Origin of the sequence: Nocardia sp. NPDC004151 (genome assembly GCF_042874235.1) — a bacterium.
In the GTDB taxonomy this organism is placed as follows: Bacteria; Actinomycetota; Actinomycetes; order Mycobacteriales; family Mycobacteriaceae; genus Nocardia.
On the sequence record NZ_JBIAMR010000008.1, the window covers coordinates 203,979 to 221,732 of the forward strand.

At 69.6% G+C, this 17,754-nt stretch carries 18 protein-coding genes; 8 read left to right on the forward strand and 10 right to left on the reverse strand.

The window, feature by feature from the left end:
• Nucleotides 1–14 precede the first annotated feature (14 nt).
• The 3 genes from ACFYTS_RS20000 to ACFYTS_RS20010 all read right to left on the reverse strand — a co-directional run bounded on the left by ACFYTS_RS20000 (nucleotide 15) and on the right by ACFYTS_RS20010 (nucleotide 2,246).
• Nucleotides 15–473: a gamma-glutamylcyclotransferase family protein gene (locus tag ACFYTS_RS20000; RefSeq protein ID WP_387306207.1), complete on the reverse strand. Its 459-nt coding sequence runs from the start codon at nucleotides 471–473 to the stop codon at nucleotides 15–17.
• Nucleotides 470–1,246 (reverse strand): MBL fold metallo-hydrolase, encoded by a 777-nt coding sequence (locus ACFYTS_RS20005; protein WP_357282993.1) that lies wholly within the window; start codon nucleotides 1,244–1,246, stop codon nucleotides 470–472. The genes ACFYTS_RS20000 and ACFYTS_RS20005 overlap by 4 nt, the downstream gene beginning before the upstream one ends.
• Nucleotides 1,247–1,337: 91 nt before the next feature.
• Nucleotides 1,338–2,246: a LysR substrate-binding domain-containing protein gene (locus ACFYTS_RS20010; RefSeq protein ID WP_387306209.1), complete on the reverse strand. Its 909-nt coding sequence runs from the start codon at nucleotides 2,244–2,246 to the stop codon at nucleotides 1,338–1,340.
• 107 nt (nucleotides 2,247–2,353) lie between these two features.
• Between ACFYTS_RS20010 and ACFYTS_RS20015 the strand changes: the two genes are divergently transcribed.
• The 4 genes from ACFYTS_RS20015 (at nucleotide 2,354) to ACFYTS_RS20030 (ending at nucleotide 5,128) form a co-directional block, all read left to right on the forward strand.
• On the forward strand, nucleotides 2,354–2,941 hold the full coding sequence (locus ACFYTS_RS20015) for a peroxiredoxin (protein ID WP_357282991.1): 588 nt from the start codon (nucleotides 2,354–2,356) through the stop codon (nucleotides 2,939–2,941).
• A 24-nt stretch (nucleotides 2,942–2,965) separates the two neighbouring features.
• Nucleotides 2,966–3,505, forward strand: a complete 540-nt coding sequence (locus tag ACFYTS_RS20020) for a carboxymuconolactone decarboxylase family protein (RefSeq protein ID WP_357282990.1) — start codon at nucleotides 2,966–2,968, stop codon at nucleotides 3,503–3,505.
• 219 nt (nucleotides 3,506–3,724) lie between these two features.
• A complete protein-coding gene (locus ACFYTS_RS20025; RefSeq protein WP_387306212.1) occupies nucleotides 3,725–4,414 on the forward strand; it encodes an HNH endonuclease family protein in 690 nt (229 codons plus the stop codon).
• Nucleotides 4,415–4,435: 21 nt separating this feature from the next.
• Complete coding sequence (locus tag ACFYTS_RS20030; protein ID WP_357282988.1) at nucleotides 4,436–5,128, forward strand: PhzF family phenazine biosynthesis protein; 693 nt, start codon at nucleotides 4,436–4,438, stop codon at nucleotides 5,126–5,128.
• Between the two features lie 4 nt (nucleotides 5,129–5,132).
• On the opposite strand, the gene ACFYTS_RS20035 is transcribed toward ACFYTS_RS20030, so the two are convergent.
• Nucleotides 5,133–5,492: a VOC family protein gene (locus tag ACFYTS_RS20035; protein ID WP_387306214.1), complete on the reverse strand. Its 360-nt coding sequence runs from the start codon at nucleotides 5,490–5,492 to the stop codon at nucleotides 5,133–5,135.
• Between the two features lie 122 nt (nucleotides 5,493–5,614).
• Between ACFYTS_RS20035 and ACFYTS_RS20040 the strand changes: the two genes are divergently transcribed.
• Nucleotides 5,615–7,171: an MFS transporter gene (locus tag ACFYTS_RS20040; RefSeq protein WP_387306216.1), complete on the forward strand. Its 1,557-nt coding sequence runs from the start codon at nucleotides 5,615–5,617 to the stop codon at nucleotides 7,169–7,171.
• 12 nt (nucleotides 7,172–7,183) lie between these two features.
• On the opposite strand, the gene ACFYTS_RS20045 is transcribed toward ACFYTS_RS20040, so the two are convergent.
• Both ACFYTS_RS20045 and ACFYTS_RS20050 read right to left on the reverse strand, forming a co-directional pair.
• Nucleotides 7,184–8,410, reverse strand: a complete 1,227-nt coding sequence (locus ACFYTS_RS20045; RefSeq protein ID WP_387306218.1) for an aspartate aminotransferase family protein — start codon at nucleotides 8,408–8,410, stop codon at nucleotides 7,184–7,186.
• A 127-nt stretch (nucleotides 8,411–8,537) separates the two neighbouring features.
• Complete coding sequence (locus ACFYTS_RS20050) at nucleotides 8,538–9,167, reverse strand: DUF5134 domain-containing protein (RefSeq protein WP_357282984.1); 630 nt, start codon at nucleotides 9,165–9,167, stop codon at nucleotides 8,538–8,540.
• Nucleotides 9,168–9,355: 188 nt separating this feature from the next.
• Here ACFYTS_RS20050 and ACFYTS_RS20055 point away from each other — a divergent pair, with 188 nt between their 5' ends.
• Nucleotides 9,356–9,550 (forward strand): hypothetical protein, encoded by a 195-nt coding sequence (locus ACFYTS_RS20055; protein ID WP_357282983.1) that lies wholly within the window; start codon nucleotides 9,356–9,358, stop codon nucleotides 9,548–9,550.
• Between the two features lie 337 nt (nucleotides 9,551–9,887).
• Nucleotides 9,888–10,343: a GNAT family N-acetyltransferase gene (locus ACFYTS_RS20060; protein ID WP_387306220.1), complete on the forward strand. Its 456-nt coding sequence runs from the start codon at nucleotides 9,888–9,890 to the stop codon at nucleotides 10,341–10,343.
• A gap of 10 nt (nucleotides 10,344–10,353) precedes the next feature.
• On the opposite strand, the gene ACFYTS_RS20065 is transcribed toward ACFYTS_RS20060, so the two are convergent.
• Nucleotides 10,354–10,983 carry a Pr6Pr family membrane protein gene (locus tag ACFYTS_RS20065; protein WP_387306222.1) on the reverse strand — a complete coding sequence of 210 codons (630 nt, stop codon included), beginning with the start codon at nucleotides 10,981–10,983 and terminating at the stop codon, nucleotides 10,354–10,356.
• A gap of 138 nt (nucleotides 10,984–11,121) precedes the next feature.
• Between ACFYTS_RS20065 and hrpA the strand changes: the two genes are divergently transcribed.
• The gene (gene hrpA / locus ACFYTS_RS20070; protein WP_387306224.1) at nucleotides 11,122–15,450 is read left to right on the forward strand and encodes an ATP-dependent RNA helicase HrpA; all 4,329 of its coding nucleotides are present in this window, start codon (nucleotides 11,122–11,124) and stop codon (nucleotides 15,448–15,450) included.
• A 110-nt stretch (nucleotides 15,451–15,560) separates the two neighbouring features.
• Here hrpA and nrdR read toward each other — a convergent pair whose 3' ends face one another.
• The 3 genes from nrdR to ACFYTS_RS20085 form a co-directional block, all read right to left on the reverse strand.
• Entirely contained in the window at nucleotides 15,561–16,037 is a 477-nt protein-coding gene (gene nrdR, locus ACFYTS_RS20075; RefSeq protein ID WP_357282979.1) for a transcriptional regulator NrdR, read from the reverse strand.
• 105 nt (nucleotides 16,038–16,142) lie between these two features.
• Nucleotides 16,143–17,366 (reverse strand): hypothetical protein, encoded by a 1,224-nt coding sequence (locus ACFYTS_RS20080; protein WP_387306226.1) that lies wholly within the window; start codon nucleotides 17,364–17,366, stop codon nucleotides 16,143–16,145.
• 178 nt (nucleotides 17,367–17,544) lie between these two features.
• Nucleotides 17,545–17,754, reverse strand: coding sequence for a hypothetical protein (locus ACFYTS_RS20085; RefSeq protein WP_387306228.1), 210 nt, complete (start codon nucleotides 17,752–17,754; stop codon nucleotides 17,545–17,547).

Consider the following 17,754-nt stretch of genomic DNA (forward strand, 5'->3'; position numbering starts at 1 on the left):
GAGTGTGTCCCGTGTCATACAGTCTCGCTGAGCAGGACCAGATCTCGCCGCCACGCAGCACATTTCGACTCGAAATACGGCAGGTGCCCGGTCTCGAAGGCCGCGGCCGACCAATCGGCCCCGGAGACCTCGGCGGTCCAGGTGTAGGTCCACGCGTACCCGACGCGCTCTCCCGTGTGCACCGACACCGGGGTCAGGTCGTACTCGTCGTCCTCGAAGGCGTCGAGCACCCGCCAGTCGTCGGCGGTGAGCCCGGTGAGCACGAAGCCATCTGTCACGGCGTCGGTCGCGGTGACCAGTCCCGGATACGCCCGCCCGGGCAGCGCGGCGGCCCGCCGCCCGATCGACCGCGCGGGCTCCATCCGCGGGACGCGGCCCATCAATGCGGTCAGCACGGCCTCGAACCGCAGGGTGCCGTAGACGAACAGTGGATCACTCGCGGCCGGAAGCCTCCGTGCCCACCGGTCGTTCATCGCCCGGCGATCCGCGCGAACAGGCCCGCGTCGTGGGAGTTGACGACGGTCACCGTGTCCCCGTGCAGCTTCCGCAGTTCCCGCAATCGCCGCTGGTTCAGCCGGTACGCCTCCCCCGCGATGGACCCGGTCTCGTACACCTTCCACCAGAACGGCGTGAACGGCTCCTCGGGGTGGATGCTGGATTCGGTGACGAACGAGTCACCGGCGTGCAGGAGCCATCCGTTGCCGTGATCGATGGCCACCCCGGCGTGACCGCGGGTGTGACCGAGCAGCGGCACCACCAGGATCTCCGGCGGCAGCCCGGGCAGGTCACGCACCGCGGTGAAGCCGAACCAGTCCTCGCCGCCCTCGACCTCGTTCACCATCCACTTCGGTCCGTGCGCCCACTGCGCGGCCCGGTAGCGCAGCTTCTCGGACAGCGTGGGCGTGGCGGTGGCGGCCCGGAATTCGGGTCCGTGAATATGCACGGTGGCTTCGGGGAAGTCCGAGAGGCCGCCGGAATGGTCCAGGTCGAGGTGGGTGAGGATGATGTGCCGGACGTCGCGCGGGTCGTAGCCCAGCGCCTGGATCTGGCGGATCGCGGTCTCACCCTCGGACGGTTTCGCGCCCATCAGGAAACGGCTGGCACCCAGCATCTTTCCGGGCTGCCGCACGGTCTCGAGCCCGAACCCGGTGTCGACGAGCACGAGCGCGTCGCGAGTCTCGACGAGCAGGCAGTGATCGATGACGCCGAATCCCATGGTGCCGCAGTTGAGGTGATGGACGCGCATGGCTCGAGCGTTTCAGACGCCCCAGAGTGACGCAACCGCGCAGGTTGTCGGATTCGTCGTGGCGGCCGGCGGGCCGGTCCGGCGCGAGGGCTCAGCGCGGACGGCCCTCGCGGATGATCTCGGCGAGCAGCTCGTAGTCGTCGCCGCGCGCGGTGGAGGACCGGAACGCCAGCCCGACCGTGCGGCCCGGCGCGGGCGCGGCGAAGGTCGCCACCTCCAGGGTGCCGCGCGCGGTCTCGGCCGGGACCGCCATGGCCGGGATCAGGGTGACGCCGAGGTCGCCCGCGACGAACTGCACCACCGTGGCCAGCGACGCGGCGCGGGTGTCACCGACCGCGCCCGGGTGCGCGTCGTGGGTACGGCACAGGTCCATGGTCTGATCGCGCAAGCAGTGGCCTTCGTCGAGGAGCAGCAGCGGCAGCGCGTCGAGGTCGGCCGGAGTCAGGTCGGAGCGGCCGGCCAGCTCGTGGCCGCGCGGCACGACCAGCACGAACTCCTCGGTGTAGAGCGGTATCTCGACGAGGCCGGGCGCGTCGGCGGGCAGCGCCAGCATGGCCACGTCGAGCACGCCCGAGCGCAGGCCGTCGAGCAGCCGGGCGGTCTGGTCCTCGATGACGTGCGGTGCGAGACCGGGTACCCGCCTGCGCAATTCGGGCAGCAGGGTGGGCAGTACGTAGGGGGCGACGGTCGGGATGATGCCCAGCCGCAGGGTGCCGCGCAGCCCCTCCCCGGCGGCCGACGCGACAAATCGGTCAGCGGCCTCGAGGGTCGCGATGGCTTGTGGCAGCAAACGTTTGCCGTCGGCGGTGACCAGCACACGACGCGTGCTGCGCTCGATCAGCAACAGCCCCAGTCCGTTTTCCAGTGATGCCAGCGCCTGGGATAACGTGGGCTGGCTCACGCCGAGCCGGGTCGCCGCGGTACCGAAGTGCCGGTACTCCGCGACGGCCACGAACGCACGCAGCTGTGACAGGGTGGGCTGATAAGTTTGATCAGTCACGCCTATGAGTGTAGTGCGACCGATCACCTTTACCTCTCACCCCTGTTCGGCCAGGATCGTATACAGAAGTCTCGACACAATCGGCATGACTACAACGAGGAGCATTCATGGCACTGCTGACCATCGGCGATCAGTTCCCCGCGTACAACCTGAAGGCTGTCATCGGCGGTGATCTCTCGAAGGTGAACGCTCAGCAGCCCGACGACTACTTCACCCAGATCTCGAGCGACGACTACGCCGGCAAGTGGCGCATCGTCTTCTTCTGGCCCAAGGACTTCACCTTCGTGTGCCCGACCGAGATCGCCGCCTTCGGCAAGCTGAACGAGGAGTTCGCCGATCGCGACGCGCAGGTGCTGGGTGCCTCCGTCGACAACGAGTTCGTCCACTTCCAGTGGCGCGCACAGCACGAGGACCTCAAGACCCTCCCGTTCCCGATGCTCAGCGACCTGAAGCGGGAACTGGCCGCGGCCACCGGCGTGCTCAACGCCGACGGCGTCGCCGACCGCGCCACCTTCATCATCGACCCGAACAACGAGATCCAGTTCGTGTCGGTCACCGCCGGTTCGGTGGGCCGCAATGTCGACGAGGTGCTGCGCGTGCTCGACGCCCTGCAGTCCGACGAGCTGTGCGCCTGCAACTGGAAGAAGGGCGACCCGACCATCCAGGCCGGCGAGCTCATGACCGCGTCGGTGTAAGCAAGGCTCGTAAGGAATTTCGTCGTGACCATCGATAACCTGAAGAACTCGCTGCCCGAGTACGCCAAGGACCTCAAGCTCAACCTGTCCTCCATGGCGCGCAGCACCGTGCTCAACGAGCAGCAGCTGTGGGGCACCCTGCTGGCCTCGGCCGCGGCCACCAAGTCCGCGACCACGCTGCGGGAGATCGCCGAGGAGGCGGCCGACGTGCTGTCGGCCGAGGCGTACAACGCCGCGCTGGGCGCCGCGTCGATCATGGGTATGAACAACGTGTTCTACCGCGGCAAGGCGTTCCTGGAGGGCCGCTACGACGATCTGCGCGCGGGCCTGCGCATGCAGATCATCGGCACTCCCGGCGTGGACAAGGTCGATTTCGAGCTGTGGTCGTTCGCGGTCTCCTCGATCAACGGCTGCCAGCACTGCCTGGAGGCGCACGAGCACACCCTGCGCGAGGCGGGCGTGTCGCGCGAGGTGATCTTCGAGGCGCTGCGCGCGGCCGCGATCGTGGCGGGCGTGGGCCAGGCCGTGGCGTCGACCGAGGCGCTGGCCGCGGCCGCCGTCTAGTCGATCGCGGGCGTTGCCCGGGACGCGGATTCTCGGTGAGGGGCCGGACACCACGGGGTGTCCGGCCCTTCGTCTTATCTGCCTGCATATTTGCCAGTAGATTGCTGCAATCCGGCAACAATGCCCGAAATATACGAATTGCCCACCTAGACTCCCCGCATGCCTCCGCGCTCCCGGACCCCAGCCCGGCGTCGCCGGCGCAGAATCTTCGCCTCCTCCGTGCTTCTCATCGCGCTCTCCGCGGGTGGCCTGGCGCTGTATCTGAATCGCCAGGAGACCCCCACCGCCGAACCGCCCTCGCCGCCCGAGCAGGCGGGCACCCCGATCCTCGACGCCGCCCGGGCGCGGGCCGGACTGGACCGCCTCCCCGTCGCGTGGAACCGCAACTGGGAGACCTACGACCGCAACGCCTTCGGCCCCGGCTGGTCCGGGCGCGGCGGCGAGCCGGTGCTCAGCGGCGGGTGCACCGCACGCGAACAGGTGATGAAGCGCGACCTCACAGAAACCCTTGTGGGCGAAAGCAATTCGTGCCTGGTGCTGTCGGGGACACTCGACGATCCCTACACCGGGGAGCGAATTCCCTACGACCGCTTCACATCCTCGAATATCGAGATCGACCATGTGGTCGCGCTCGGCGACGCCTGGCGCTCGGGGGCCTCGCAGTGGAAGCCCGAGCAGCGCGAGAAGTTCGCCAACGACGTCGGCAATCTGCTCGCGGTCCAGAAACAAGCCAATCAGGAGAAGGGCGCCAAATCACCGGATCAGTGGCAGCCGCGGCAGGCGTACCAGTGCGAGTACGCGCGCCGCTGGGTGAGCGTCAAGGAGCGCTGGGGATTGAGCGTGCAACCCACCGAGAAGAGCGCTCTGGCCAACATGCTCGATATCTGTGGACCTCCCGCGAATCGATAACTGTCGGTAAGCTCGCGTGACATGACCGTTCCGGAGAGTGATAGCGCCCAGATCGAGGTCGTGCGTGTGTTCACCGACGCGGCCGGTCGATTCGGCAGCCCGCTCGGCATCGTCCGCCGCTCCGCCGTGGAGCACATCGACCATCAGGCGCTCGCCGCCCGCGCGGGCCAGGCGCTGACCGCGGTGGTCGACGACCCAGCCGACGGGCGGGCGGCGATGCGCATCTACACCCCGGCCGTCGAACTGTCCTTCGCCGGGCTGCCCGCCATCGGCGCCACGTGGTGGCTCAACGAGCAGCGCACGCCGGTGAAGGTCATCGATGTCCCCGCCGGACCGGTCGAGGTCGCGCTCACCGAGGGTTTGGCCTGGGCCCGCGCCCGCGCCGCCTGGTCGCCGTCGTTCGAATTCCACCAGTTCGAGGATCCGGCGTTGCTCGCCACCCTCGACCCGGCCGACTTCCCCGGCGGCCAGCACTACTGCTGGGCCTGGACCAACGAACCGCGGGCCGGCGTCCGCGCCCGAATGTTCGCCCCGGGATTGGGAATTCCCGAGGACGAGGCCACCGGGTCGGCGGCCATCGAGCTGACCGCGCTGCTCACCCGCGGCCTGCACATCACGCAGGGGCAGGGCTCGCAGCTGTTCACCGAATGGGACTCCGACGGCTGGGCCCGGATCGGCGGGCGGGTAGCCGCCGACCATCCCATCGTGATCTAGCGACTCACCGAGCCATGCGCTGACCGAAGGCGAGCCGGTGGCCGCCGGGAATGCGCAGCACGAAATCGCGCAGCCCCCAGGGGTGCTCGGTCAGTTCGGCGGTGATCTCGCCGCCGTGCCGCCGGCAATGCGCGTACAGCGCGTCCACATCGGCCACGCCGACATATCCCGCGGTGGTCTCGTTGACCGCCGGATTAGGCGTGCGCACCACCCCGAGTCCGACCCCGCCGCGCCGCAGCAGCGCCAGTCCCATCGCGGGCTCGTCCACCTCGACCTCGAAGCCCAGCACATCGCGCAGGAATTCGACGGTGGGCGTGAGGTCGGCCACCTCGAGATTGGCCCGGTAGCTCTCGAATTCGACCATTTCCGCAGCATACTGCCGTTGCCGGGCCGAAATTCGGTTGCGCGTCCGTCGGTGGGCGGTGAGATGGTGGAGGGCGCGCCGTCGCCCCTGCGGCCATACCCCCATCGGAAGGACGATTCGTCGTGGATACCGCCCTCGTCACAGCCGCCCGCGAGCGGCCGGAGCTGGCGGGGCGCCGCGAATGGATCGGCCTCGGGGCGCTCGCGCTGGCCTGCCTGGTCTACGCCATGGATCTCACGGTGTTGCATCTGGCGGTGCCGCAGATCAGTTCGACGCTGCATCCCAGCAGCACGCAACTGCTCTGGATCATCGACGTCTACGGCTTCATGCTGGCCGGTCTGCTGATCACCATGGGCACGCTCGGCGACCGGATCGGGCGGCGACGTCTGCTGCTGGTCGGCGGCGCGTTGTTCGGTTCGGTGTCTGTGGTGGCGGCCTTCTCCCCCACCGCCGAGTTCCTGATCGGGTGCCGGGCGCTGCTCGGTGTCGCCGGTGCGACCATCGCGCCCTCGACACTGTCGTTGATCTTCACCATGTTCCGCGATCCCCGGCAGCGGTCGCTGGCCGTGGGCACCTGGGTGAGCGCGTTCTCCGCGGGCGGCGTGGTCGGCCCGTTGCTGGGTGGCGTACTGCTGGAACGGTTCTGGTGGGGCTCGGTGTTCCTGCTGGCCGTCCCGGTGATGGCGCTGCTGCTGGTGCTCGGTCCCCGGGTGCTGCCGGAGTTCCGCGATCCCGAGGCCGGGCGGCTCGACTTGACCAGTGCCGCACTGAGTGTGGTCGCCATGGTGTCGCTGGTGCTGGGCATGAAGACGGTCGCGCAGGACGGCCTCGGGCCGGTGGCGCTGGTGGCCGTCGCGGTCGGCCTGGTGGCGGGCGCGCTGTTCGTGCGACGGCAGCTCACGCGGCCCGATCCCATGCTGGATCTGCGGCTGTTCCGGCTCGGCGCGTTCCGGACGGCGCTGGCCATCAATGTGATCGCCATCTTCGTGGCGTTCGGCTACTTCCTGTTCGTGGCCCAGTACTTCCAGCTGGTGCTGGACATGACGCCGATGGCGGCGGGCCTCGCCATGGCGCCGTCCAGTGTCGGGTTCATCATCGGCTCGCAGGCGGCCCCGCGCATCGTGCGCGTGGTGCGGCCCGCGTATCTGATCGGGGCCGGAATGGTGCTGGCCGCCATCGGTCTGGCCATGCTCACCCGGCTCACGGTGGACGGCGGACCGGTCGCGGCGGTGGTCGCGTCGCTGCTCATGGCGCTGGGGCTGGCGCCGGTCTTCGGCATTACCACCGAACTGATCGTCGGCTCCGCGCCGCCCGAGCAGGCCGGAGCCGCCTCGGGCGTGTCCGAGACCGGCGCGGAACTCGGTGGCGCGCTGGGCATCTCGATCCTCGGCAGTATCAGCCTGGCCATCTACCGGGCCGATCTCGCCGACTCGCTGCCGCACGGTCTGCCCGGCGCGGACGCGGTGCGCGAGACCCTCGGCGAGGCGGTACAGGTAGCGGCGACGCTGCCCGACAGCGTCGGCGCGTCGGTGCTGGTGGCGGCGCGCACGGCCTTCATCCACGGGGTGCACATCACCGCGGGGGTGGCTGCGGTCGGCGCGCTGCTGGTGGCGGTGCTGGCCGTGGCCCGGCTACGCCACGTGCCCGCCGGAGAGTTGTCCGGCGGGCACGATCACTGATCCGCTCGTCGCTCAGCCCAGAGCGCCGGCGAACCGCGTGGCCATCTGCACGACCTCGGCCTCGGTGATGACGAACGACGGCGAGATCTGCAGCGCGCCCTGACCGGCCGCGCGGGTCGAGACGCCGTGCGCGCGCAGGGTTTTCACCATCCCCAGCGCCTCGGCGGGATCGGCGAGCTGGACCGCGGCGACCGCGCCCAGGCCGCTGCGCACCTCGGCTACACGCGGATGGTCGGCCAGCGGCGAGAAGTGCTCGTGCAGCAGCGCTTCCAGGTTCTTGCTGGCCTCCAGGAGGTTCTCGCGCTCGAAGATGTCGAGATTGGCCATGGCCGCGGCGGCCGCACCGGCGTGACCACCGTAGGTGTAGCCGTGCCGCCACCACACACCGCCGGAGAAGAACGGTTCGGCGATGCGGGGTGCGATGAAGACCGCACCCATCGGCACATAGCCCGAGGTGAGGCCCTTGGCGGTGGTCATGAGATCCGGTTCCAGGCCGAAACGCGAGGAGGCGAACCAGGATCCGCCGATGCGGCCGAAGCCGGTGACGACCTCGTCGGCGACGAACAGGATGTCGTTGTCGCGGCAGATCTGGCGGACCTCGGCCAGATAGCCCTCCGGCGGCAGGTAGACGCCGCCCGCGCCGATGATGGGCTCGGCGAAGAAGGCGGCGATGCGCTCCGCGCCGAGCTCCTCGATCAGCGCGGTCAGCGCCTTGGCCTGATCCCATTCGATGGTGCGGGTGTCGGGCATGAAGACCCCGGTGTAGCCCTCGCCGTTGACCGGAATCCCGGCCAGCGAGGTACCGCCGACGTGCATGCCGTGGTACGCCTTCTGCCGTCCGACCAGGATGGTCTTCTCCGGGCGGCCCATCTCCTGCCAGTAGCGGCGGGCCAGCTTGGCGGCGGTGTCGATGCCGTCGGAGCCGCCCGAGGTGAAGAAGATCTTGCTGCCCGGCACCGGGGCGAGCGCGGAGAGCCGCTCGGCCAGATCGCGGGTCACCGGCGAGACCAGGTCACCGAAGTTGGAGTAGTGCGCGACCTGGGTCAGCTGCGCGGCCACCGCGTCGGCGATCTCGCGGCGGCCGTGGCCGACATTGGCGAACCAGAGTCCGCCGGTGGCATCGAGATACTCCGCGCCACCCTCGTCCCAGATGCGGGCGCCCTCGCCCCGCGCCACCACGAACGACCCGTCCCGCTCGACCGCACCCATATCGGCGAAGCCATGCCACAGCGAACCCATCCAGAGCACCTCCATCACCCGATACCGGCCACCCCCAACCGGGCGAACCGACCTTTGCTCACTATCTAACCCCGTAGGACGGTGAACAGGTCGAACGGCCCCCGGCTGCGCGGAACGGGCGGCGGGCTCAACCGGCGGCGGCCGCCACCAGCATGTAGGCGGTGCCGAGGTCCATCACCAGGTGCGGCACCACGGCCGGGGCTCCGGCCGTACCGCCGGGGTGCGGGAACACTCCCGGCAAACGGCGGCGCAGGCCCGGTGTCAGCATGACGACGGCGTCGAGCGCGAACAGCGCCGCGAGCGCCAGCAGCGGCCCGGGCGCGGGTCCCCCGAGCCCGGGCACACCGTGCTCGTGCGCCCCGTGCCCGCTCATCGCGTACAACATGGCAGCGGCCGCCAGCACGTGATACGCGAACGCCCCGGCGGCACCCGCCCCGGCGGCACCTGCCCCGGCGTCCCCGATCCCGTTGCGCCACCGCAGGATCCGCTCACCCAGTACCAGCGTGTACACGACCACCATGGCCGTCAGCACCCCGCGCACCGCGTGCGCGTCGACGGCGGTCGGGAACACCAGCATTCCCACCATCACCAGGCACATCACCAGATGCGCGGCATCGGATTCGCGGTCCGCGCGCGGCCCGTCGCACCCGACCGGCCGCACCCGCGCCAGCCTGGCGACCACCAGGGCGGCGGCCAGGCAGAAGGCGATCACCGCGCTCCACCGCACCAGCCCGTACTGCTCCACGAACAACCCCACGCCCCACCACCTCTCACCGCGGCGACCGGCTCCCCTTCCATGCTGACATCCTCGGCGCGCGCCGCCCGGAACTTGCGCTGCCGAATCCCCCGCCCCGCACCGCCACTCGTGACCGATTGCCCGGCCGATTCACTCGCCCGGCGCCCCTGAAACGTTCGTATCGAGACAATGAACAGAGGAGTCACTCCATGCGTCACAGTCGAGCCGAGCGCCCGCGTCGAACCGACGATCCCGTCGACCCGATCGCCGATCTGCGCGCGAACCTGAACCTGCTGCGCCATTCGGTCGAGCAGATGACCGAGGCGATGAAGGGCATCCTGCAGGAGATGCGCAGCGTCGACGCGCGGCTGAGCGCCCTGGAGGCCGGTGCCGCCGAGCGCTGACCGAGGTAGGGGTGAGCGCTGATCGGACGCTGACATGGCAACGGCCCGGAGCCTTGCGGCTACCGGGCCGTCTTCGAGCTTCGGGCCGCCGTGCACGTATCCGACGCCCCGCGCCGGCACTCTCGGAAATGTGCACTTCACGGTTCGCCCCACGACGCTCCGAATACCGGCGGAGTAACCCGACAAGATCACGAAACCCTTCCGGCCACACCGAGTATCGCCGGTCGGGCGGCTGTGTACAGGGCACACCGGGACCGACGGCACGCCAGGTCGGCGAGTTGGCGCTGCAGGTCAGTCCGCGCACGACCCTGGGCCAGCGGCTCGCTAGCCTGACCACATGCGGATTGTGGTCGATGATCTGACCGGGCCCGAGGTGATCGGTTTGCTCGAAGCGCATGTGGCCGAGATGCTGGCGAATTCGCCGGAGGACAGCATGCACGCGCTCGACGTGGCGGCGCGGCGCAAGCCGGAGATCACCTTCTGGTCCGCATGGGACGGGACCGAGCTCGCCGGATGCGGGGCGCTCAAGGAGCTGGATCCGACGCACGGGGAGATCAAGTCCATGCGGACCACGGCCGGGTACCGCGGGCGCGGAGTCGCGTCACAGATGTTGCGGCACATCCTCGCCGAGGCCGAGGCCCGCGGGTACGCGCGGTTGAGCCTGGAGACCGGATCGTCGGAGTTCTATCGGCCCGCGGTGCGGCTGTACGAGCGCTACGGGTTCGAGCATGGCGGGCCGTTCGCGGACTACGCCGAGGACCCGCACAGCGTGTTCATGACCCGCGCGCTCTGAGCCCGCGGGGTCAACGACGGGCGACCGCCCGGGGTACCACACCGGTCACCGCGGCCACGATGACGCCGAGGATCGCGAAGACCACGGCCATCACCGCCAGGCCGATGGTCAGGGAGCCGTAGCCCTGTTCGCGCGGGTCGATGAACGGGTAGGGGTACCAGTCGGCGAAGGGACCGCGGATCAGGACGTACGCGCCGTAGGCCAGGGGAAAGGCGAGCCAGCCCAGGACCAGCTTGACGGTCGGCTTGATGCCGGGAGCCAGCACCAGCAACCAGTCCGCGATCAGCACGATGGGGATCAGCCGGTGCAGGATGTCGTTGATCCACTTCTCGGTCAGCTGGACGTCGATGTCCGACAGCAGCACCGCGTAGATGATGAGGGTGATCGTCAGATAGAGGGTGGCCGCGCCCCGCACCAGTTCCCACCGGCGGCCACCGGGGTCGCGCAGGCCGCCGACCAGCAGCACGACAATGCCGATGAGGTTGGACTGGATGGTGAAGTAGCTGAAGAAGTTCAGGTACGAGTAGTCCGGATTATCCAGGTTGCGCAGCGGGATCCAGACCAGCGCGACGATGCCCACGACAGCGAAGACGACCCGCAGCGCCCGGATCCACAAGGGCGTACCACCTCTGACGACCATGGCCCAGATCGTCGCATGACGATCCGCTCGAATGCGGACGATACGCCGATGCGGCACACTTCCGGCAAGCGTGCGACCGGGCGGTCCGAGACCGCGGCGACCGGCACGGACCGACTCTTCGCTATCGTTGACAGTGCAATGACCAGGACCGCCGCCACCTCTCGCGAGCTTCGTTCCCGCCTGGCCGATCTCTCGATCCGCGACGAACATCGCTTGCGTCGCCGGCTCGACAAGGCCCGCGGCGGCGATCTCACCTCCCTCGAAGCCGAATTCGACGCCGCCCAGCGCAGGGTGGAATCCCGCCGGGCCGCCGTCCCGGCCATCGCCTACCCCGAACAACTACCGGTCTCCGCGCGCCGCGACGACATCGCCGCGGCCATCGCCGCGCACCAGGTCGTGATCGTGGCCGGTGAGACGGGTTCGGGCAAGACCACGCAGCTGCCCAAGATCTGTCTCGAGCTCGGGCGCGGAATTCGCGGCACCATCGGCCACACCCAGCCGCGGCGGCTGGCCGCGCGCACGGTGGCCGAGCGCATCGCCGAGGAACTGAACACCGAACTGGGCGACGTGGTCGGTTACACGGTGCGGTTCACCGATCAGGCGTCGGATCGCACGCTGGTGAAGCTGATGACCGACGGCATCCTGCTCGCCGAGATCCAGCGCGACCGGCTGCTGCGCCGCTACGACACGATCATCATCGACGAGGCGCACGAGCGCAGCCTCAATATCGACTTCCTGCTCGGATATCTCAAGCAGCTGCTGCCGCAGCGGCCGGATCTGAAGGTCGTCATCACCTCGGCGACCATCGACCCCGAGTTGTTCGCGCGGCACTTCAGTGACGAGAACGGCACGCCCGCACCGATTGTCGAGGTCTCGGGGCGGTCCTATCCGGTCGAGGTCCGGTATCGGCCGCTGTCGCTGGAGGTTCCGGTCACCTCCGAGGATCCCGACGACGAGGACACCGCGATCGTCGACCGCGACCCCACCGACGCCATCGGCGACGCGGTGCGGGAACTGCAGGCCGAGGGCGACGGCGACATCCTGGTCTTCCTGTCCGGCGAACGCGAGATCCGCGACACCGCCGACTCGTTGCGTGATCTGCGCCTGCCGCGCACCGAGATCCTGCCGCTGTACGCGCGGCTCTCGGCGGCCGAGCAGCACCGAGTGTTCGAGGCGCACACCGGACGACGGGTCGTGCTGGCCACCAATGTGGCCGAGACCTCGCTGACGGTGCCGGGCATCCGCTACGTGATCGACCCCGGTACGGCGCGTATTTCGCGCTACTCCATGCGCACCAAGGTGCAGCGGCTGCCGATCGAGTCGATCTCGCAGGCCTCGGCGCGGCAGCGGTCGGGCCGCTGCGGCCGTGTCGCCGACGGTATCGCCATCCGCCTGTACTCCGAGGACGACTTCGAATCCCGGCCGCAGTTCACCGAACCGGAGATCCTGCGCACCAATCTGGCCGCCGTCATCCTGCAGATGACCGCGCTCGGACTCGGTGACATCGAGGGCTTCCCGTTCGTCGAGCCGCCGGACGGCCGCGCCATCCGCGACGGCATCACCCTGCTCGAGGAACTCGGCGCGCTCGCCCGCGCCGAGGCCGACGCCTCCGCGCGGCGCGAGATCCCGGACGCCGGACTCGTCCTCACCCCCATCGGCCGCGAGATGGCGCAGATCCCCGTCGATCCGCGCATGGCCCGCATGCTGGTGGAGGCCAACCGCGGCGGCTGCCTGGCCGAGGTCCTCATCATCGTGGCGGCCCTGTCGATTCAGGACGTCCGCGAACGGCCCGTCGAGCACCAGCAGGCCGCCGACACCAAGCACGCCCGCTTCACCATCGAGGGCTCGGACTTCCTGTCCTCCCTGCGCCTGTGGGACTACCTGCGCGAACAGCGCAACGCCCTGTCCTCCAACCAGTTCCGCCGCATGTGCCGCGACGAGTTCCTGCACTACCTGCGCATCCGCGAATGGCAGGACCTGCACGGCCAGCTCCGCACCATCACCCGCAGCCTGGGCTGGAACACGGAGGGCACCGATGCCCAATTCGACCGCACCGCAACCGGATCCGACGGCGGCGGCGAGGCCACCCGTGGTCGCCGCGGCCGCGGGTCCGCCGGAGCCGATGATGCGAGGTCGGGCGCGAACCCGGGCCGCACCCCGGAAGCCAAGCGCGGCAACGACTCCCGGCAGTCCGGCGGCACACAACGCGCCGATGGCGAGCGCGGGCGCGTCGCTGGGCGCGGTAGGCGCGCGGGCGACAAGACCTCGGGCGATTCGCCTGCCGCCGGCGACACGGCTCGTGGCGCGCGCGGCTCGGGCAGCGGCGCATCCGGCTCCGGCAGGCGCGGACTCGCGGAATCGCCGGCGGCCAAGGCCGGGCCGGTGGATGACTCGCTGCCGTGGGATGTGACGTCGATTCATCAGGCCCTGCTGGCGGGCATGCTGTCGCATATCGGGGTGCGGGAGGCGGAGAGCCGGGAGTTCCTCGGGGCGCGCAATGCCAAGTTCATGATCTTCCCCGGGTCGTCGCTGGCCAAGAAGCCGCCGCGGTGGGTGATGGCGGCCGAGCTGGTGGAGACCTCACGGCTGTGGGGTCGGACGGCGGCGCGGATCGAACCGGAGTGGGCCGAGCGACTGGCCGGGGATCTGGTGAAACGCACCTACTCAGAACCGCATTGGTCGGCCAAGCGAGGTGCGGCGGCCGCCTACGAACGGGTCACCCTGTACGGAATTCCGCTGGTGACCCAGCGCCGGGTGGATTTCGGCCGCATCGATCCGGAGCTGTCGCGGGAACTGTTCATCCGGCACGCGCTGGTGCAGGGCGAGTGGCAGACCAAGCACGATTTCTTCGCGCGCAATCGCGAATTGCTCGAGGATGTCGCCGATCTGGAGCATCGGGCACGGCGTCGCGACATCCTGGTCGACGACGAGGTGCTGTTCGAGTTCTACGACAAGCGCATCCCCTCGGACATCGTCTCGGTACGGCATTTCGACAGCTGGTGGCGCAAGACCCAGCGCACCGACCCCAACCTGCTGGACTTCACCGCCTCCACGGTGGTGAACGAGGACGCGGCCCTGCTGGATCCGACCGCCTACCCCGACAGCTGGCGTCAGGGCGAGCTGACCTTCCCGCTCACCTATCAGTTCGAGCCGGGCCAGGCCGACGACGGTGTCACCGTGCACATTCCGATCGCCCAGCTGGCGCACGTGCGCTCGGTCGGCTTCGACTGGCTGGTACCGGGTATGCGCGAGGAGCTGGCCTCGGCGTTCATCAAGACGCTGCCCAAGCAGCTGCGCCGCACCGTGGTTCCGGCCCCGGACTTCGCCAAGGCCGCGCTGGACCGTCTCACCCCGCGCGCCGAACCGCTGCGCACCGGCCTGGCGCGGGAGCTGTCCCAGCTCGGCGCGGTGACCATCGCCGCCGCCACACTGGACCCGGCGGGCCTGCCCGACCATCTGCGCATGACCTTCGCCGCCATCGACCCGTCGGGCACGATCGTGGCCCGCAGCAAGAGCCTCGCCGAGCTGAAAACTCGTCTCGCCGAACAGGTCTCGAAGTCGGTGGCGCGCGCCAACAATGCCGCGGAGCGGTCCCCGGCGGCCGTGTGGACCTCCGAGTCCCTGGGCACCCTGCCGTCCGCGGTGAAGCGCCAGGTCGGCGGGCAGACCATCACCGGCTATCCGGCCCTGGTCGCCGAGTCCGAGGGCGTGGCCGTGCGGGTGCTCAGCTCCCCCGCCGAGCAGGCCACCGCCATGCGCACCGGCACCCGCGCCCTGCTCCTGGGCGCGATCACCACCAGTACCCGCGCCGTCACCGCCGGCCTGCCGCCCACGGATCGGCTTGCGCTGAGCCAGAATCCGTACGGCACCCTCGACGCCCTGGTGGAAGACTGCCGCGCCTGCGCCGCCGATGAACTGATCGCCGCCAATGGCGGGCCGGTGCGCAGCCCCGAGCAGTTCCAGGCCCTGGTGGAGAAGGTCCGCCCGCGGTTCACCACCGCGGTGGCGAATATCGTCCGCTCGGTGGTTCCGGTACTGGCCGAGGCGCATCGGGTGCGCGCCGCCCTCGCCGACTCGCGTGACCGCGACGCCACCGACGACGTCACCCATCAGCTCGACGATCTGATCTTCCCCGGCTTCATCTCCGAGTGGGGCAGCGCCCGATTGCGGGAACTGCCACGGTATCTGGAGGCCGCCCGGCTGCGGCTGGAGGCGCTGCCCGCGGCCGCCAATCGGGACCGTGCGGGCATGACCGAACTCGATCGCGTGCACGCGGCCTACGACCGGCTGGTCGCCAACCTCCCGGAGGGCCGTCGTGGCGGACGCGACATCGTCGAGATCTGGTGGATGATCGAGGAACTCCGGGTCAGCCTGTTCGCCCAGCAGCTGGGCACCCCGTACCCGGTCTCGGCGAAGCGGATCGAGAAGGCGATCGACGCCGCGCGCCGCCCACCGCAGAAGCGCTGACGAATCCCGATCGGCAGCGCCGTCGGATACGGATCGGTCCGGCTCCGAATTGCTCGGGGCCGGACCGTGAATCAGTGGGACGCGGGGCGCAGCGCCCTGTGGGGACGCTGTTACTCCGCGGTCGCACCGACCGCGTGCTCGTCGCGGTGTTTGCGGAGATCGGCGATCTCGCGCTCGAAATCCTCGGCGGAGCTGAAGGATCGGTACACCGACGCGAAGCGCAGATAGGCGACCTCGTCCAGATCGCGCAGCGGTCCGAGGATGGCCAGGCCGACCTCGTGGCTGGGCACCTCGGGGGAACCCTTGGCCCGCACGGCATCCTCCACCTGCTGGGCGAGCAGGTTCAGGGCGTCGGAGTCGACCTCGCGACCCTGGCAGGCGCGGCTGACGCCGCGGATCACTTTCTCGCGGCTGAACGGCTCGGTGACACCGCTGCGCTTGACCACCGACAGGATGGCGGTTTCGACGGTGGTGAACCTGCGCCCACATTCCGGACAGGCACGTCGCCTCCTGATGGCGGTGCCTTCCTCGGCCTCACGCGAGTCGACCACCCTCGAATCGGGATGGCGGCAGTACGGGCAATGCATCCGGGATCCTTCGTCGATGCCTGGGTTCCACAGCAACCTCGAGCAATCTCGAGGATACCGTGGCGGACGCGGTCTGCGGCGTCCGCCCGGGTCGGCGTCGCCGAATCAGGCCGTCAACCGCCATTGCGAGGTCATGTCGGCCAGCAGGTCCGGCAGCCGCTGGACGAGCCGCCCCTGGACCAGTTTGACGGAGAACGGTTCGGCCAGAACCGGTCTCGCGATGGCCGGGTTCGCGCACAGTTCCAGGTAGCGGGGCAGCAGGTCGTTGGTGATGTAGTTCCACCGCGTGTCGCGGTCGGCCCAGTTGAAGTCGGGCAGCGGGGCCCGTAGCGACATGTTTCCCGACGTCAGGGTGGTGGGCGCGAACACGCCGGGCGCCCGCACGCCGGGGACGGCGGCCTTCCCGGCGATGGTGCTGACGTAGGTCAGCACTCGCCCCATGGCCCCGCGACCGTGCGAGGTGACATCCCACTGGTCGGCGATGATCTGGTTCTGTTCCCGGTCGGTCATGCGCAGCGCGGCGTCGGCGAGCCCTGCCGGGGCGCCCTCGGCCAGTTCCCGCCAGGCCGTGATGGCGTTCTCGTCGAGCACCCCGGCCTGGTACATCTCCTCGACCCCGGCCGCGCCCGCGGCGGCGTACGCCTCGTGCATGGGCACCTGGTCGATGAAGATGTGCTTCTGCATGATCATCAGCCGGGTCTGGTACCAGGCCAGATCGTCGGCGGTGAGCCGCTCTCCCTCGGTCCCCAGCGCGCGGATGTCGGAGGGCAGGATGTCGAGCAGCGGCCCGGGCGTGCCGCGCAACAGGTCGGCGACCGCGTCGCCGAGCTGATGGATGCCCGGCACGCTGACGATCGCGGACGCGTCGCCCATGTCGAAGAAGCCCGAGGCGAAGGAGCCGCCGGCCAATCCGGCCAGGCCGGTCCACCAGTATTCCGGGTGAGAGTTGTTCAGCCGCAGGTAGTTCACGTACACCTGGGTGAAGGTGGCGGTGTTGGCCGCGACGCCACGCCCGGGATCCCACCCGGCCAGATCGATCTCGGCATTGCGGGTGGCGACCACCAGCCAGTACTGGTGCAGCAGCGTGGCGTAGTGCCGCGGCGGCACCCCCGCCGCGCGCGCGGCGTCGAGCGCGCCGCGCAGGGTGTCGGGATCCAGGGGCAGGGCGGGATTCAAGCCGCCGCCCGCCGCGCCGTCCCCGTTCACCGATGGCAGGTCCAGATATTCGGCATAGACGGCTTCGGCGTGCACCGCCGGTGCGGTCACCAACCCGATCATCAGGCAGGTGAGCACTCCGGCCACCCGGACCAACCCTCGAACTCTCGGCATTACGCCCCCTGTCGCTCGCGCGCCGCGATGCGGTCGCGCGGATGTAGCCTCTGTCACATTCAGGGGGACGGTAGCAACACGTTTCAGTTTTCAATCTGCAATTTCGGCCACGTCGTGGCCGGTGATCCCCATCCCGGAAACCGGCTACGACCGGGCAATCGGCCGAGCATCACCACCGCTATCGGACCGGGGGCGGCACCATCTGCACCGTGGGTGGCGTGGTCTGCGAATCGAAGTCACCGGAGCGTAATTGCGCGAGGCCGATCAGGCCGGCCACGGCCAGAGCGCTCAGCAGCGCGGTGATCGCCAGCGCGGCGAGGCCGGTCCGAGCGCGCTGCACCCGGTCCAGCGGATGCGTTCCACGGGCGCGTCCCGCGGCGTGTCGCAC